General features: G+C 44.0%; 14 protein-coding genes and 1 riboswitch. Of the genes, 11 read left to right on the top strand and 3 right to left on the bottom strand.

Translation table 11 applies throughout. The annotated features are described in order from the left end of the window. Window positions 1–128 precede the first annotated feature (128 nt). The 5 genes from NCY57_RS00655 to NCY57_RS00635 all read left to right on the top strand — a co-directional run bounded on the left by NCY57_RS00655 (window position 129) and on the right by NCY57_RS00635 (window position 5,389). The gene (locus NCY57_RS00655) at window positions 129–1,001 is read left to right on the top strand and encodes a LysR family transcriptional regulator (protein ID WP_118753072.1); all 873 of its coding nucleotides are present in this window, start codon (window positions 129–131) and stop codon (window positions 999–1,001) included. 66 nt (window positions 1,002–1,067) lie between these two features. Next, complete coding sequence (locus NCY57_RS00650) at window positions 1,068–1,535, top strand: DUF2284 domain-containing protein (RefSeq protein WP_173739317.1); 468 nt, start codon at window positions 1,068–1,070, stop codon at window positions 1,533–1,535. Between the two features lie 140 nt (window positions 1,536–1,675). Next, window positions 1,676–2,800: a DUF362 domain-containing protein gene (locus NCY57_RS00645; protein WP_173739316.1), complete on the top strand. Its 1,125-nt coding sequence runs from the start codon at window positions 1,676–1,678 to the stop codon at window positions 2,798–2,800. A 441-nt stretch (window positions 2,801–3,241) separates the two neighbouring features. Next, window positions 3,242–4,513, top strand: a complete 1,272-nt coding sequence (locus NCY57_RS00640; RefSeq protein WP_173739315.1) for an MFS transporter — start codon at window positions 3,242–3,244, stop codon at window positions 4,511–4,513. A 246-nt stretch (window positions 4,514–4,759) separates the two neighbouring features. After that, complete coding sequence (locus NCY57_RS00635) at window positions 4,760–5,389, top strand: PucR family transcriptional regulator ligand-binding domain-containing protein (protein ID WP_173739314.1); 630 nt, start codon at window positions 4,760–4,762, stop codon at window positions 5,387–5,389. Window positions 5,390–5,411: 22 nt separating this feature from the next. Here NCY57_RS00635 and NCY57_RS00630 read toward each other — a convergent pair whose 3' ends face one another. Together NCY57_RS00630 and NCY57_RS00625 are read right to left on the bottom strand one after the other, a co-directional pair. Beyond that, window positions 5,412–6,578, bottom strand: a complete 1,167-nt coding sequence (locus NCY57_RS00630; RefSeq protein WP_173739313.1) for a sensor histidine kinase — start codon at window positions 6,576–6,578, stop codon at window positions 5,412–5,414. Beyond that, on the bottom strand, window positions 6,575–7,252 hold the full coding sequence (locus NCY57_RS00625; RefSeq protein WP_173739312.1) for a response regulator transcription factor: 678 nt from the start codon (window positions 7,250–7,252) through the stop codon (window positions 6,575–6,577). Before NCY57_RS00625 ends, NCY57_RS00630 begins: the two co-directional genes overlap by 4 nt. A 205-nt stretch (window positions 7,253–7,457) precedes the next feature. Between NCY57_RS00625 and NCY57_RS00620 the strand changes: the two genes are divergently transcribed. The 3 genes from NCY57_RS00620 to NCY57_RS00610 are packed head-to-tail and all read left to right on the top strand — an operon-like array spanning window position 7,458 to window position 9,642. Then, the gene (locus tag NCY57_RS00620; protein ID WP_173739311.1) at window positions 7,458–8,606 is read left to right on the top strand and encodes a TlpA family protein disulfide reductase; all 1,149 of its coding nucleotides are present in this window, start codon (window positions 7,458–7,460) and stop codon (window positions 8,604–8,606) included. 27 nt (window positions 8,607–8,633) lie between these two features. After that, a complete protein-coding gene (locus NCY57_RS00615; RefSeq protein WP_118512802.1) occupies window positions 8,634–8,786 on the top strand; it encodes a CD1871A family CXXC motif-containing protein in 153 nt (50 codons plus the stop codon). 7 nt (window positions 8,787–8,793) lie between these two features. Further along, the gene (locus NCY57_RS00610; RefSeq protein ID WP_173739310.1) at window positions 8,794–9,642 is read left to right on the top strand and encodes a 4Fe-4S binding protein; all 849 of its coding nucleotides are present in this window, start codon (window positions 8,794–8,796) and stop codon (window positions 9,640–9,642) included. 63 nt (window positions 9,643–9,705) lie between these two features. Here the strand turns inward: NCY57_RS00610 and NCY57_RS00605 are convergent, their stop codons facing one another. Then, on the bottom strand, window positions 9,706–10,434 hold the full coding sequence (locus NCY57_RS00605; protein ID WP_021652982.1) for a helix-turn-helix domain-containing protein: 729 nt from the start codon (window positions 10,432–10,434) through the stop codon (window positions 9,706–9,708). A 221-nt stretch (window positions 10,435–10,655) separates the two neighbouring features. Between NCY57_RS00605 and NCY57_RS00600 the strand changes: the two genes are divergently transcribed. From NCY57_RS00600 to NCY57_RS00590, 3 genes are all read left to right on the top strand, one after another. Beyond that, a complete protein-coding gene (locus NCY57_RS00600) occupies window positions 10,656–12,056 on the top strand; it encodes a sodium-dependent transporter (RefSeq protein ID WP_021652983.1) in 1,401 nt (466 codons plus the stop codon). A gap of 240 nt (window positions 12,057–12,296) precedes the next feature. Next, a riboswitch (ZMP/ZTP riboswitch) is annotated at window positions 12,297–12,378 on the top strand. Window positions 12,379–12,451: 73 nt separating this feature from the next. After that, window positions 12,452–14,137 (top strand): formate--tetrahydrofolate ligase, encoded by a 1,686-nt coding sequence (locus NCY57_RS00595; RefSeq protein WP_092068491.1) that lies wholly within the window; start codon window positions 12,452–12,454, stop codon window positions 14,135–14,137. A 554-nt stretch (window positions 14,138–14,691) separates the two neighbouring features. Next, window positions 14,692–15,225 (top strand): methylated-DNA--[protein]-cysteine S-methyltransferase, encoded by a 534-nt coding sequence (locus NCY57_RS00590; RefSeq protein WP_250789339.1) that lies wholly within the window; start codon window positions 14,692–14,694, stop codon window positions 15,223–15,225. Window positions 15,226–15,234 lie beyond the last annotated feature (9 nt).

Here is a 15,234-nt window from a genome sequence, read left to right as displayed (position 1 = left end):
TTATTCATTTTGCACAAAAATACGATTGACGTCCTCGTGATTGTATTGTAACATTGACATAAAAATAAGGCAAATTCACAGATTTCATCATCACGATGAAAAAATTTCATAGTAAAAGGGAGAAAATCATGGAAATCCGTCAGTTGGAGACGTTTGTACATGTAGCACAGCTTCAGAGCTTTTCCAGGGCAGCAGAGGTTCTGGGATACACCCAGTCAGCGATCACTGTCCAGATCCGTCTTCTGGAAAATGAGCTGGAAACAAGACTTTTTGACAGAACTGGAAAGCGTGTGGTGCTTACTCCGTCCGGAAAAGAGTTTATGGAGCATGCAAGCCGGATCTTATATGATGTAAATAAAGCAAAAAAGTCAATGAATGACGATGCGGAACTGAAGAATCCATTACATATCGGGACGATTGAATCTCTTTGTACAGCAAAGCTTCCGGCTGTTCTCAGCAAATTTCGTGAGTTTCACCCGAAAGTAAATATGCAGGTGACTATTGATACACCGGAGCAGCTGATACGGATGATGGAGCATAACGGGCTGGATCTTATTTACATACTGGATACCCCAAGGTGGGACCAGAACTGGGTGAAGGTCATGGAGAAGGCGGAGCCGGTAGTATTTGTGGCCTCTGCAGATTCGGAGTTTGCGGGAAAGACGCTGAAGATGGAGGATATTCTGGAAGAGCCTTTTTTTCTCACGGAAAAGAATGCCAATTATCGCCAGGCCCTGGATCAGCAGCTGGCGCTTAAGAAGCAGGCCCTGTCACCGGTATTGGAGATCAGCGATACCGCTTTCATCATCCGCATGCTGGAAAAGAACCACGGACTTTCCTTTCTTCCCTATCTGGCTGTGGAGCGGGATATCCGGAAAGGAAGAATTGCCCTTTTACATGTGGAAGATGTGGAGATATCCATGTACCGGCAGATCTTTTACCATAAAAATAAGTTTAAGACGAGAGAGATGGAGGAATTCATCCGCCTGGCGGCAGAGTGAAAGGCAGAGCTTGTAAAAACAAATAAAATGTGGCACTATAAAAGAAAAAAGCACAGGAGAGAAAAAATGAATCTTATTGAAGAAGCAAAAGCTCTTGGTTTTTCCGACGCAGCGGTCATAAGTACCGATCAGCTTGTATTTGTGCCGGAATACCGGGTTTTCTGCGAGGACAATCTTTGCGGGAATTATGATAAAAACCCGGCATGTCCACCACAGAGCGGCACTGTAGAGGAGATGAAAGAGCATGCGCTGAAATACGAAAAAACGCTGATACTCCAGACAATGCAGGATGGCCTTATGGACTACAAAAAGGCAAAACTTGCTCATAACAAACTGACAGAACAGCTGGCAGAGAAGATGAAAGAAGAGGGAATAACTGATCTTCTGATCATGAGTGCGGGACCTTATAAACATAATTTCTGCATGTCCGCTTACTGTGTGGATGCACAGAAAATGGCAGACGCTGCAGGAATGCTATGCTGGACCAGCGACGGAATGATCCGTTATTTTTCCCAGGTTCTTTTCCATGGGTAAGATGAAGGATTTTGTAAAGGAATATGGGAGAAATAGATGGAGTTTTACAAATGCGAGTATCCGTTGACAGAAACAGAAAAAACGTGTAGAGTTTAAATAAATGTAATTACATAAAAAGAATCAGCAGGAGAAAAACCAGAATGGAAAAATCAACAGTTTATTTCACTGATTTTCGTTGTCCGGTGGGAACCAGCCAGCTGGACAAACTGAAAAAACTCTGTGTTGCCGCAGGAATCAAAGATATTGATATGGATGGAAAATTCGTAGCCATCAAGATGCATTTCGGAGAGCTTGGAAATATGGCATTCCTTCGTCCGAACTATGCAAGGGTAGTCGCAGATCTTTGTAAGGAGCAGGGCGGAATGCCGTTCCTGACAGATTGTAATACTCTTTATCCGGGAAGCAGAAAGAATGCACTGGAGCATCTGGACTGTGCAAATCTTAACGGATTTAACACGATCACAACCGGATGCCAGATCATCATCGGTGACGGAGTTCGAGGAACCGATGAAGTAGAAGTTCCGGTAGTAAACGGAGAATACTGCAAAACTGCCCTGATCGGACATGCTATCATGGACGCAGATATTTTTATCAGTCTCAGCCATTTCAAGGGACATGAGACAACCGGCTTTGGCGGTGCTCTGAAGAATATCGGTATGGGATGCGGAAGCCGTGCCGGAAAAATGCAGCAGCATGCCAGCGGAAAGCCGGCCATCCATGAAGATGTCTGTCGTGGTTGCCGCCGTTGTGCGAAAGAGTGCGGAAGTGATGCGATTACATATGTAAACAAGAAAGCAGTTATCGATTACGATAAATGCAAAGGCTGTGGCCGCTGTATCGGGGCCTGCAGCTATGATGCCGTATACAATCCGAATAGCAGTGCAAACGAGCTTCTTGATCGCAAGATGGCAGAGTATGCACAGGCTGTCTGTCACGGACGTCCCCATTTCCATATTGCACTGGTACAGGATATCAGCCCTAACTGTGACTGCCATGGTGAAAATGATGCGCCGATCCTTCCGGATATCGGAATGTTCGCAAGCTTTGACCCGGTTGCACTGGATCAGGCCTGTGCAGATGCCTGCCTGAAGGCAACACCGATCGCCAACAGCCAGCTTGGAGAGCATCTGGCAGAGCCGGGATGGCACTGTCACCATGACCACTTTAAGGATTCCAATCCGAATATTGAGTGGAAGGCAACCCTGGATCAGGCAGAAAAGATCGGCCTGGGAACCAGGGAATATGAGCTGAAGATAATCAAATAAGAAACAGAAATCATATAAAATCACGAAAGCACGCCTGCAACATGGCGTGCTTTCTTGCGTAAATAAAGAAATATAAAATGAAAAAACGTATAAAGACGGTATTTTTAAATAAAAAACATGTGCGTGCATATGCGTGCTTGAAACACAGCCATTGTGAATAATATACAAAGAAATAACAGGAAAATTTGGACAAAAACGAGAAAACAGAAAAAGCTGTAAATTTATATTGCATAATCAGACTGCGTGTGATAACATACACACAACATAATTAACACGCATTTAACACGCAAACAAAGAGAAAAAGCACGCAAATACGAAAATATCAAAGATAAGCGGAGCTAATGTGCAGGAAAACGTGCAGATCGTGTGGACAGAAACAGGCTGCATTCTGTGAGCAGAGAATATAGAGCAGGCCTGAAATCTTTTTCAGAGGAGGAAATTATGACAGGAATACAGAAAAAACAGCGTCTGCTGACTATGATATTCGGAGCTTTTGCAATCTTTTTTACCGGATATCCCCATGTATGGTCTATTTACCAGCCCTATGTGATGGAGCAGGCAGGCTGGAGCCAGGGACAGGCATCCATGTGCTTTTATCTGGCACTGAGCACCTTTGTATTCGGAAATATCTTAGGCGGAAGGATGCAGAACCGCTTTAAGGAAAAGACGATTGTATGGATCGGAGGCGGGACCTTTGCGGCAGGAATCCTGGCATCCGCATTTCTGATCGTTTCCACACCGCTTCCTATGTATCTCTCCTATGGAGTGATGCAGGGATTTGGACAGGGAATGATCTACACGGTGATTCTGGCAACGGTACAGAGATGGTTCCCGGACCGTACCGGATTTGCTTCCGGTGTTGTGGTAACTGCCAACGGACTTTGCGGATTTTTCCTGGCGCCGCTGAGTCGAAAGCTGCTGGAGGCAGAGGGTGTGCAGAAAACCTTTCTGATCATTGGGGCAGCCATCGCAGTTTCCTGGATTCTGTGCGGCATCTTTTTTCAGGCACCCGATAAGAGTCTGGTGAACGCAGGTGGCTCTGCGGCAAAGTCCGGAACATCGGAGATGAAGCAGTATACATCCGGAGAGATGATGCGTACAAGAAATTTTTATCTTCTTCTTGCGACCATGTTCTTTGGACTGATTTCTTATTTTATGGTTTCACCGGTATCCCAGACCTACCAGATCGACCTTGGGATCCCGTCTGCAGTGGCAGTCAGCGCCGTTATGCTTGGATCCATTGTCAATGCGGGAGCAAGACTGGTGCTTCCGACACTGGCAGATAAAGTGGGAAGGATCGTCTGCATCAAAGGAGTGCTGATCGTGGCAGTGATCGCTATGGGAGTTCTCGCTGTATCAAGATCCCTAGCAGTAACGGTTGCTGTTGTGCTGATGTACGGCTGCTACGGCGGCATCATGGGAAGCTTCCCGTCCCTGACAAGCTCTATTTTCGGAATGAAGCACACCGGGGAGAATTACGGATTTGTCATGTTCGGCATTGTATTTGCAACCTTTGGCGCACCGGCGATCTCCGGTCTGGTGAGTAGCAAAGGTTATGAGATGAACGTGGTATTTGGGATCGGAGCTGTTTTTGCAGTGATCGCATTTGTATGCCTGACTCTACTTGGACAGAATCTTGTGAAAGAGCATGCCGAAAAATCTGCCGGAGTAAAGAATGATACAGCACAGGTAAGCAAACCACAGGCAGAATAAGTCTGAATGTAACTGGATGCAGAGCTGTATCAGCTGCCGGATCAAAGACAGCTGACTGAGAATCAGAAAACAGAAAAACCTGGAAGAAATAAAATGCCTGTGGCTGATTTCTTCCAGGCTTTTTTTGAGTTGCCGGAATCAGATATTTCTGCTAGGATAACTGAAGGATGAGAAAATCAGATATCGTATTTGCCTGTTTATGGATGAGAGCGTGTGAAATACTGCAAAAATAAGGAGTTGATGCATATGATCACCTGTCAGGATATACTGGAGCTGCAGCTGGACGGAGTGGAGCTGATCGCTGGGGAAAAAGGTCTCACAAGACCTGTCACATGGACCTATATGGTGCAGACCCGGCCTTTTGAGGAGCATATGAACCAGGGGGATTTTGCCCTGTGTGTGGTAGACTATGTCCGGTTTGACCTGGAAGAAGCCGGGAAAGCCATGGAAGAACTGTATGGGCTTGGAATTTCCGGCTTTGGGATTTCGATCACCGATGATAAAGAACCCGTCCCGAAGGAGATGATCGACAAAGCCAATGCGCTTCAGCTCCCGCTGTTTTACATTCGGTGGAAGGGAGCTTCTTTTGTGGATATTGCCCAGAGTGTGGGAAAGATCATCCTGGAATATGAAATGCAGAACAGGCGGATGGGAGATTATTTTGATCTGTCGTTCGAAGAAACCGTGAGACGACATAATACAAGAAACAGAGAATTTGGTGAAAAAGATATGCGCAGATGGTGGAGAGAAAAAGATTTTTCTTCAGTTCTCAGGGAACAGGCTATTACCTGCGAAATGGATACAGACAGTATTGTTGAGAAAATATACTCGGATTTGAACGCAGATCGCAAAGCGATTGCGTTCATGAGTATATAAAGTAAATGTAATACAAACATGTTCAGACTGGCAGAATAATTGCAATCATGCTGCCTTTTTTGCTGCTTTCCAGTACTTTTACCTGTCCGTTATGCTGTCTGACAATTTCACTGACAAGTGCAAGCCCCAGGCCGGCACCGCCCATAGCACGGCTTCTTGATTTGTCCACACGGAAGAACGGGGTGAAGATTTTTTCCTGATATTCAGGAGGAATGCCGATTCCGGTATCAGAGACTTCAAGAAAGACGTAATTGACAGACGTGGATGTATCTGTTATTTCTTCGGAAGGATGGATATTTACGGTTACTTTTCCACCGGAGTGATTGTATTTGATCGCATTTTCCACAAGATTGTACACAGCGCGATACAGCAGCAGATAGCTTCCGGTAATGATGCAGTCCCCTTCCTGCTGGATCAGTTCAACTTCTTTCTGTTCCGCTACGGAGGCCAGGTCGCAGAAAACCTCATCCGTCAGTGCTGCCAGAGAGATCCTTTCGGAACGTTCAACAGTCTGTACACCGGTCATATCCAGGAGGATTTCAGCCAGATGGGAAAGTCGCCCGGTCTGTTCCTGTAGCATGGCAAAAATCTCCTGATAATCTTGTAAAGCAGGTGCTTCCCTGCGGGCAAAGACCTCCAGGTTTGTCTGGATAACGGCAAGAGGAGTCCTCAGCTCATGTGCTGCATTGGCAGAAAACTGCTTCTGGGCAGTAAAGGCTTCATCCAGGCGTGCGAGCATTTTGTTAAATGAAACTGTCAGGCGGGAAATCTCGTCATTGGTAGCAGGAACTTCAAGAGCCTCTGAAAGGTTCTGGACCTCTATTTTGTTCACCTCCTGGCTGAGTCTGCGAAGCGGAAGTAATGCCTGACGGCTGATAAAATAAGTGCAGATACTGCTGAGAAGGATGATGATCCCTGTTACCATAAGTCCTTTGGTGAGAAAAAGTTTTTTGGTTAGCTGCAGCTGATCGGAAAGCTCCGGAAATAAGACGGAGGGATTCATATTAAAGGTGATGGGAGCAGAATCTGTGTTATCGATCCGTATCATGTAATCTCCCAGATCCTCCATTCCGGCAACTGCAGACTGGCTGATAAAAAAATACATCAGAATGCAGGTGACTGTCATAAGCAGTGCGGTGATCAGTGTCAGACGCCATTGAAGAGATAGCTTTCCGGTTATTTTTTTCATTTTATATCCTCCGTTAAAATGTAACCCTGGCCGATCTTATTCTGTATTGGATCAAAGCCGAGAGCAGTGCGCAGCTTTTTTCGAAGAGAAGAAATGTGGACACGAATGGAATTGCTGAGACTGTTGACGCTTCCGTCCCAGATATGCTCGATCATTTCTTCCGGGCTTATGATACGGTTCTGATGAAGAAGGAAATATTCCAGAAGAGAACTTTCCTTTCGGGTCAGAGAAAGAGGAAGTCCATCGATACTGGCCTTTCTTGTACGGGTATCAAAGCTGATACGTCCGCATTGCAGACATACATCCTGCTGGATAAATTTCCTTCGTGTCAGACTTCGGATCCGTGCCTCCAGCTCTTCAAAATGAAAAGGCTTTGTGAGATAGTCATTGGCACCGAGATCAAGCCCTTCAACCTTGTCCTGGATCTGTCCTCTGGCAGAGAGGATCAAAACGGGAGTGGAAGTATCGGATTCCCGAAACTGGCGCAGGATTTCTAGCCCATCAACGCCTGGAAGGTTCAGATCAAGAAGGATGAGATCATAATTTTCCACCAGACATAATTCCAGTCCTTCATCCCCGTCAAAACATGTGTCCGCTTCATAGCCATCCATGCGAAGTCCCTCCGCAATAGACTGGCAGAGCTGCTTTTCATCTTCGATTATCAATATATGCATAATAAATTCTCCTAAAAAACAGTTGATTTTGCTTTGTTATCTATCATATCATGTATAGCATAAAATTCCTGTAAATTTTTTCACTTCTTAACAGAGATTTTATACAGGAGATGATATAGTAAGGCTACAGAGAGCAAGATTTACATATAAAATATACGTCGGTTCCGGATATGGGCCGGTGATATCAGAAGGGAGAATATAAACAATGAAATTAAGAACACAGAAAATAACAGCACTTATGGCAGCAGCGGTATTAGGAATATCTGCATTTGGAAGCGTACCGGTAACGGCGGCAGAAAGCACGGAAACAGCAGATATCGGAGAGGCAATGGCGGTGGATGGAGAGGCAGTTTCATCAGATCTGGTAGCAGGTACATTTAAGCCTTCCGACGTAACCTGCAAGGCACAGGATTCTTATGAATATCCGTTTCTGGGACTGAAGCTTTCACTTTCGAAGGAGCTGTTAAATCAGATCAAGGATCAGAGCATTGCAATGCTTACTACGGAAGATTTTGAGAATCAGACCAATGCAGTGACATATGCCTATGTAAGCTGGAGCAAAATGACAGAGGAACAGAAAAATGCCGAAATACAGAAGATGGGAACCGGATATGACGACTGGGTGGCAGGTCTGGACAGAATTGGTACAATTGGCGTTTATGACGAAGCTTCACAGAAAAAGCTGGATGAGATCACAGGCTGTACAGAGCATAAAGAGCTTGGAAGCAGCAGTGACGGGAAATACAAATATTATCTGAGCACTAACAAAGATGCAGATGAAAAGCTGACAAAGGAGCTGGAAAAGATCAAAACCGACATTACGGAAATGACACCGTATCAGAATATTTCCGTGTTTGAACAGCCACAGGATACCAGCGTCAACCCGGAGGATGTAAAATCTGTAGGAAAATTTGAAACAACAGGAATAGATGGAAAAACATATACAGAAAAAGTATTCAGTGACTATGACCTGACGCTGGTAAATATTTTTACAACCTGGTGCTCACCATGTGTAAAAGAAATTCCGGAACTTCAGGAGCTTTATAAAGAAATGAAAGATAAAGGCGTCGGAGTAGCAGGCGTGGTGCTTGATACTACAGATGAAAAGGGAAATCAGGACGAGGAGGCTGTAAAAAAAGCTGGCATTCTTCAGGAAAAAACAAAAGCAGAGTATCCGTTCCTGATACCGGATACTACTATGATGAACGGCCGTCTGCAGGGGATTTCCGCATTTCCTGAAACATTTTTTGTTGACAAAGATGGAAACATTGTAGGCGATACCTATACAGGAAGCCATACACTGGACGAATGGAAGGAAATCGTGGAAAAAGAGCTTAAAAACGTTTCAAAGTAAAAGATGATCATTACGGAGAGTGAAAAAATGATTCGGAAAATAACAGAATCCAGGTGGATCGGACCAGCTCTGGCGTTTTTGGGGATTTTACTGATGATACTGGGAATCTGCAGAGGTGAGGTATCTGTAGTTTTTACAAAAGCGATCAACATCTGTATGGAGTGTATTGGCATTGGATAATAAGAAGATGAAAATAAATGAATGGCCGCGGCATGGAGTCCAGGCATTGTGGGCGGCCCTTACAAACAGTCACATATCAGGCTTTGTGACTGGAAAGATCTATACCGGAAAACTGAAAAATGTCTGTGTTCCGGGGCTGAACTGTTATTCCTGCCCCGGGGCAAGAGGGGCCTGTCCCATTGGTTCCCTTCAGGCTGTGATCGGAAGCTGGAACTTCAAGATGGCATATTATGTGGCTGGATTTCTGATCTTTGTCGGAGCGCTGCTTGGAAGACTGGTGTGCGGATTTCTCTGCCCCTTTGGACTGATCCAGGATCTGTTGAACAAAATTCCTTTTCCAAAGAAGATCCGGACATTTCGGGGAGATAAGCTTCTGCGAAAACTGAAATATGTGATCTTTCTTGTATTTGTGATCATACTTCCAATGTTTGTAGTAGATATCATGGGACAGGGAGCGCCATATTTCTGCAAGCTGATCTGCCCGGCAGGAACGCTGGAGGGAGGTATCCCTCTGGTGCTGCTGAACAAATCCATGAGAAGTGCAGTAGGCTGGCTGTACATGTGGAAAAATACAATCCTGGTGATCACCATTATCTTATCAATTATGATATACCGGCCATTCTGTAAGTATATCTGCCCGTTGGGAGCTTTTTATTCGGTATTTAATAAAGTTTCCGTTTTTCGTTACAGAGTAGATAAAGAAAAATGTGTTCACTGCGGAAAATGCAGGAATATCTGCCAGATGGAGGTCGATCCGACGGAAAATCCAAACAGTACAGAATGCATCCGATGTGGAAGATGTAAAAAGATATGTCCGACACAGGCAATCCGGTGTGGGTTTGCAGGCAAACCCTGATACAGAAAAATACGAAAACGGTACAGCTTATAAAATATAAGGTGTACCGTTTTTTGCAGAAAACTACTTTTCCATATTATCTATCAGTAACATATTCAGCTGTTCCCAGCGCTTCAGATCTTTTTTTGTAAAAAGCAGCTGGTGGCGGAACGCTTCGGTAAGCTCCTGTGGTTTTAAAGTGATCACACATTTGAATGCGCAGGGCATCAGATCCGCACTGGAAATCCCACACAAAAGTCCTGTTGTAAAATCTCGAAGCTCCAGAGGATTAAAAATGTACAGGAGATCTTCTTCCAGTGGGTTATACTGATTTACAAAGGAAAAACGGATCAGCATATCACTGTAAAGAACTTTTCCGGTGTAAAAAATCTCACTGCTTCTTCCGTTGGCAGAAACAGAACAGATCGTTAAGGTTGCTTCGTATTTTCCGGATTCGCCTTTTTTTTCATAAATATCGATGACGCCATCCTTCGTACGCTGATAGCGTCCATCGTAAAAGTAAAAATATAGCCTCTGTGCCTGAAAAAATGGGCTTTTTTGTCCTTTTCCCGGTGCATTGGACGGTTTACTGGCTGTTTCAGGAAGACCAGTGGTAAGCTGGGACATAGATACCTGGAGAATCTGGCTGATCTCATATAAAGTTTCGATATCAACGGAGATATCTCCATTTTCATATTTGCATACGGTAGCTCGACTTTTATGGATGGCATCTGCCAGATCCTGCAGAGTCATCTTTCCGGCTTTTCGGTATTTTCTTATTTGTTCACCTACATAACAGGTAAAATTACTCATTTTGTTTCCTCATACTATCTATTTTTCTTATTAATTTATATTGTATACGATTATATCGGAAAAACCGGTATTTTGTAAAGTAGTAAGAAACTTTTTTAGAATAAAATTTCGTAAAAAGAAACTTCTGCCATTTGCACTTATCTTTATTTAAGGTAAGATATGGCTGTTAGGCTGAAGGTTTCAGCCTATATCAAATATATACTTGAAGAGGGGAAATTGAAATGAAAGAAAAAGGAAGTAGCTTTTCCGGCTCAATAGGCTTTGTCCTGGCGGCAGCCGGAAGTGCAGTAGGAGTTGGAAATATCTGGAGATTTCCATATCTCTGTGCCAAAGATGGCGGAGGACTTTTCCTGCTGGTTTATCTGGTACTGGTACTGACTTTTGGATTTGTACTGTTGACAACGGATGTAGCACTTGGGAGAAAGACAAAGAAAAATGCATTGAGGGCTTTTGAATCTCTTGATCCAAAGTGGAAATTTTTAGGACATTTAACGTTTATGGTTCCGGCATTGATCATGACCTATTATTCTGTTATCGGTGGATGGATTGTAAAATATTTTTTTACTTATATTATTTCTGATGGGAAAGATGCGGCTTCAGATGTATACTTTACATCATTTATTACATCAGATATTGCACCTGTTGTATTTATGCTGATCTTTCTGGCACTGACTGCCTGGATCGTATTTCGTGGTGTGGAAAAGGGAATCGAAAAGTTTTCCAGGATCATTATGCCGGGGCTGATTCTTCTGATTGTGATCATTGCGATTTTTTCACTGACACTGTCCCATACTGATACGGATGGAACTGTCCGCACCGGTATGCAGGGGCTGGCTGTTTATCTCAAACCGGATTTTCATGGACTGACGGTAAAACGTTTCCTGGAGATCCTTCTGGATGCGATGAGCCAGTTATTCTTTTCCTTAAGTGTATCTATGGGAATCATGATCACTTATGGTTCTTATGTGAAAAATGAAGTTAATTTAAATAAAGCAACAAATCAGATTGAGATCTTTGATACCGGCGTTGCATTTCTTGCAGGAATGATGATCATACCGGCTGTTTTTGTATTTCTCGGAAAGGATGGAATGGCTTCCGGCCCAAGTCTGATATTTATCTCACTGCCAAAGGTTTTTGATGCCATGGGAGTATTTGGCCGTCCGGTGGCAATTGCATTTTTCCTGATGATGGGATTTGCGGCACTGACTTCCTGCGTGTCTGTCATGGAGACACTGGTTGCAAACTGCATGGAACTCTATCACAAACCCCGTAAGAAAATGTGTGGTGCTGTCGGAATCTATTCTCTTGTTACAGCAGTGCTGATCTGCCTTGGTTATAACAAACTGTATTTTGAACTTAAACTGCCAAATGGTTCCGTTGGACAGCTGCTGGATGTGATGGATTATATCAGCAACAGTTTTCTGATGCCGTTTATCTCACTTTTGACAAGTATTCTGATCGGCTGGGTGATCGGCCCTGACTGGATCATAGGAGAAGTGGAACGAAATGGGGAACACTTCAAACGGGCAGGATTATATCGCTTTATGATCCGTTATGTAGTGCCGGTTGTAATGCTGATATTATTCCTGGTATCTACAGGATTTGCAGATTTGATTTCATAAGTGTGGTAATATGTTTATGGCGTCTGGACAGTCGCATTAACGGATGACCGGTACAAGATACGATTAAATAACAGAGGATTTGATGAAAAAAGATATGTACGAATGTTGGAGAGAAAACTAATACATAGAACGGAAATGATTCAGAAAATTAGACTTAGCTCACTTTAAAAGTGAAAAAATAATTTGATAATTTCTTGACAAGTACTAATAAATATGTTAGTATTCAATCATCAAATTAATAAAGTCTTCGGTGACTGACGGAGTTGTGGGATAACCACGAGGGAGCCGGAGATTCGATGAGTCGACCGTCTGGGCAGTATTTGAAAAACTTCAGATACTGCTCTTTTTTATGGGATAAAAGATGCAGACGGTTGCAGCGGAGAAAGGAGAACATTATGGGATTTAAAAGTGACATCGAGATTGCACAGGAGTGCACAATGGAGCCAATTACCAAGATTGCAGAGAAAGCAGGTATTGATGACAAATATCTGGAGCAGTATGGTAAATACAAAGCAAAGATCGACTATAATCTTCTGAAAGAAACAGACAAAAAAGACGGAAAGCTGATCCTGGTAACAGCCATCAACCCGACACCGGCAGGTGAGGGAAAAACTACGACAACCGTAGGTCTTGCAGATGGAATGCAGAGACTTGGAAAAAATGTTATGGTAGCTCTTCGTGAGCCATCCCTGGGACCGGTATTTGGTGTCAAAGGTGGTGCGGCAGGCGGCGGCTATGCACAGGTAGTTCCGATGGAGGATATCAACCTTCATTTTACCGGTGATTTCCATGCAATCGGTGCGGCAAACAACCTTCTTGCAGCAATGATCGACAACCATATTTTCCAGGGTAATGAACTGAACATCGACCCGAGAAAGATCACCTGGAGACGATGCGTGGACATGAACGACCGTCAGCTTCGTAATGTAGTAGACGGACTTGGCGGAAGAACAAACGGTATGCCGCGTGAAGACGGATATGACATCACTGTAGCATCTGAGATTATGGCAGTTCTCTGTCTGGCAAGTGATATCAAAGATCTGAAAGAGAGACTTTCCAGAATCATCATCGGATATACTTACGGTAAGGTTGCTGAGCAGAAACCGGTAACAGCAGGAGACCTCCACGCAGAGGGTGCTATGACAGCACTTCTGAAGGATGCCCTGAAACCAAACCTTGTTCAGACACTGGAGCATGTTCCGGCGATCGTTCATGGCGGACCATTCGCAAATATCGCTCACGGATGTAACTCCGTAACCGCTACAAAGATGGCTATGAAGCTTGCTGATTATGCCATCACAGAGGCTGGATTCGGTGCTGATCTTGGAGCTGAGAAATTCCTGGATATCAAGTGCCGTATGGCAGGTCTTACACCAAGTGCCGTTGTTATCGTAGCAACCGTACGTGCTCTGAAATATAATGGTGGCGTTGCAAAAGCAGATCTTAACAATGAGAACCTTGAGGCTCTTGAAAAGGGTATCCCGAACCTTCTGAAGCATGTAAGCAATATCAAAAATGTATACAAGCTTCCATGTGTGGTAGCTATTAACGCATTCCCGACCGATACCAAGGCAGAGCTTGATTTTGTGGAAGCAAAATGCAAGGAGCTTGGCGTAAACGTAGCACTTTCCGAGGTATGGGCAAAAGGTGGCGAAGGCGGAATCAAGCTTGCTGAGGAAGTGATCCGTCTTGTTGAAGAGCCGAATGATTTCACATATGCTTATGAACTGGAAGGCTCCATCGAGGACAAACTGAACCAGATCGTACAGAAGGTTTATGGTGGAAAGAAAGTGGTTCTTACAGCAAATGCCCAGAAGCAGGCGAAACAGCTGGAGGCACTTGGATTTGGCAACTGCCCGATCTGTGTGGCTAAGACCCAGTACAGCTTAACAGACGACCAGACAAAGCTTGGTGCTCCGACAGATTTCGAGGTAACAGTAAGAAATCTTAAGATTTCCGCAGGTGCAGGATTTATTGTTGCACTGACAGGTGAGATCATGACCATGCCAGGTCTTCCGAAAGTACCGGCAGCAACCAAGATCGACGTAGACGAGAGCGGTAAGATCACAGGACTGTTCTAATATAAAGATTTTTTGAGGGGAATTCAGATAGAAAGCGGTAGAGCCTGCAGAAATAGAGGCTCTGCCGCTTTTTATATTGTTGTGGAGAGAGTATTGAAAAACTTTTAAAAGCAGGAAAAACACTGGGTTTGACGATCCCGTGATACGAATTTGATACGAAAACCCCCGGAAGTGGTCGAGACTTCCGGGGGTTTTTGTTCCGTTTATGTAAGGTGTTTTAATCCTTTAGGCTGTTACTGCCTGTCGTTTCTGTCCAGCCTAGCCACAGTTGCCATAACAGAAACAAAGAAAGTAATTATAGAACTTGTCATAGGACTTTACATCCTTTCAACTGGAGGTTCGGCAGCAACAGCATTATAGCATGTTCAGAACAAAAATGGTATAATATTATAAATTGTCAAGAATGTCAAGAATGTCAGTAATCTCCTGTTGCTTGTTGGGATAAAACTCACAATGTCGAGGAAATCTCAGAGGGGACGCGCATGTGACATTTGCGTTAATTAAGAGGAATCCTATAGAAAAAATTGTAGAGATAAATGAATGTGGGGGAAAATATGGTATACACATGCAAATATAAATCGCTAATCGGAGATATTTTACTTGCCGCAGATGAAATCGGACTTACCGGTCTGTGGTTTGAAGGACAGAAATATTTTGCAAATACACTTCCGGAAGATTATGTTCCACAGGAAACGAAAATTCTCACAGAAGCAAAAAAATGGCTGGATGTATATTTCTCCGGTGAAGAACCGAAATTTACTCCGCCACTTCATCCCACCAGTTCAGTATTCAGACAGGAAGTGTGGAAGATTTTACTGGAGATTCCCTACGGACAGACGATCACATATGGAGAAATTGCGCGCAGAATTGCAGTGATGAAAAACACTTCCCATATGTCCGCCCAGGCAGTAGGCGGTGCGGTTGGACATAATGAAATTTCCATTATCATTCCCTGCCATCGAGTTGTAGGAACAAATGGAAGCTTGACGGGCTATGCCGGAGGAATTGACAAAAAAATTTCACTTCTTAAGCTGGAACATACAGATATGAGCCGTTTGTTTATTCCAAAGAAAGGAACTGCACTGTAAAACTCAGGC

The sequence above is a fragment of the Blautia sp. MB18-30 genome (assembly GCF_023669475.1).
In the GTDB taxonomy this organism is placed as follows: Bacteria; Bacillota; Clostridia; order Lachnospirales; family Lachnospiraceae; genus Blautia_A; species Blautia_A fusiformis.
The sequence above is the reverse complement of the archived record's forward strand: the minus strand, read 5'-3'. Positions and strand labels throughout refer to the sequence as shown.

What these genes read in the sequence shown, in the direction of transcription:
- NCY57_RS00620 (WP_173739311.1), top strand. Translation starts at nt 7,458, where the DNA reads ATGAAATTAAGAACACAGAAAATAACAGCACTTATGGCAGCAGCGGTA.
- NCY57_RS00590 (WP_250789339.1), top strand. Translation starts at nt 14,692, where the DNA reads ATGGTATACACATGCAAATATAAATCGCTAATCGGAGATATTTTACTT.
- NCY57_RS00635 (WP_173739314.1), top strand. Translation starts at nt 4,760, where the DNA reads ATGATCACCTGTCAGGATATACTGGAGCTGCAGCTGGACGGAGTGGAG.
- NCY57_RS00615 (WP_118512802.1), top strand. Translation starts at nt 8,634, where the DNA reads ATGATTCGGAAAATAACAGAATCCAGGTGGATCGGACCAGCTCTGGCG.
- NCY57_RS00640 (WP_173739315.1), top strand. Translation starts at nt 3,242, where the DNA reads ATGACAGGAATACAGAAAAAACAGCGTCTGCTGACTATGATATTCGGA.
- NCY57_RS00650 (WP_173739317.1), top strand. Translation starts at nt 1,068, where the DNA reads ATGAATCTTATTGAAGAAGCAAAAGCTCTTGGTTTTTCCGACGCAGCG.
- NCY57_RS00645 (WP_173739316.1), top strand. Translation starts at nt 1,676, where the DNA reads ATGGAAAAATCAACAGTTTATTTCACTGATTTTCGTTGTCCGGTGGGA.
- NCY57_RS00605 (WP_021652982.1), bottom strand. Translation starts at nt 10,434, where the DNA reads ATGAGTAATTTTACCTGTTATGTAGGTGAACAAATAAGAAAATACCGA.
- NCY57_RS00610 (WP_173739310.1), top strand. Translation starts at nt 8,794, where the DNA reads ATGAAAATAAATGAATGGCCGCGGCATGGAGTCCAGGCATTGTGGGCG.
- NCY57_RS00600 (WP_021652983.1), top strand. Translation starts at nt 10,656, where the DNA reads ATGAAAGAAAAAGGAAGTAGCTTTTCCGGCTCAATAGGCTTTGTCCTG.
- NCY57_RS00655 (WP_118753072.1), top strand. Translation starts at nt 129, where the DNA reads ATGGAAATCCGTCAGTTGGAGACGTTTGTACATGTAGCACAGCTTCAG.
- NCY57_RS00625 (WP_173739312.1), bottom strand. Translation starts at nt 7,252, where the DNA reads ATGCATATATTGATAATCGAAGATGAAAAGCAGCTCTGCCAGTCTATT.
- NCY57_RS00595 (WP_092068491.1), top strand. Translation starts at nt 12,452, where the DNA reads ATGGGATTTAAAAGTGACATCGAGATTGCACAGGAGTGCACAATGGAG.
- NCY57_RS00630 (WP_173739313.1), bottom strand. Translation starts at nt 6,578, where the DNA reads ATGAAAAAAATAACCGGAAAGCTATCTCTTCAATGGCGTCTGACACTG.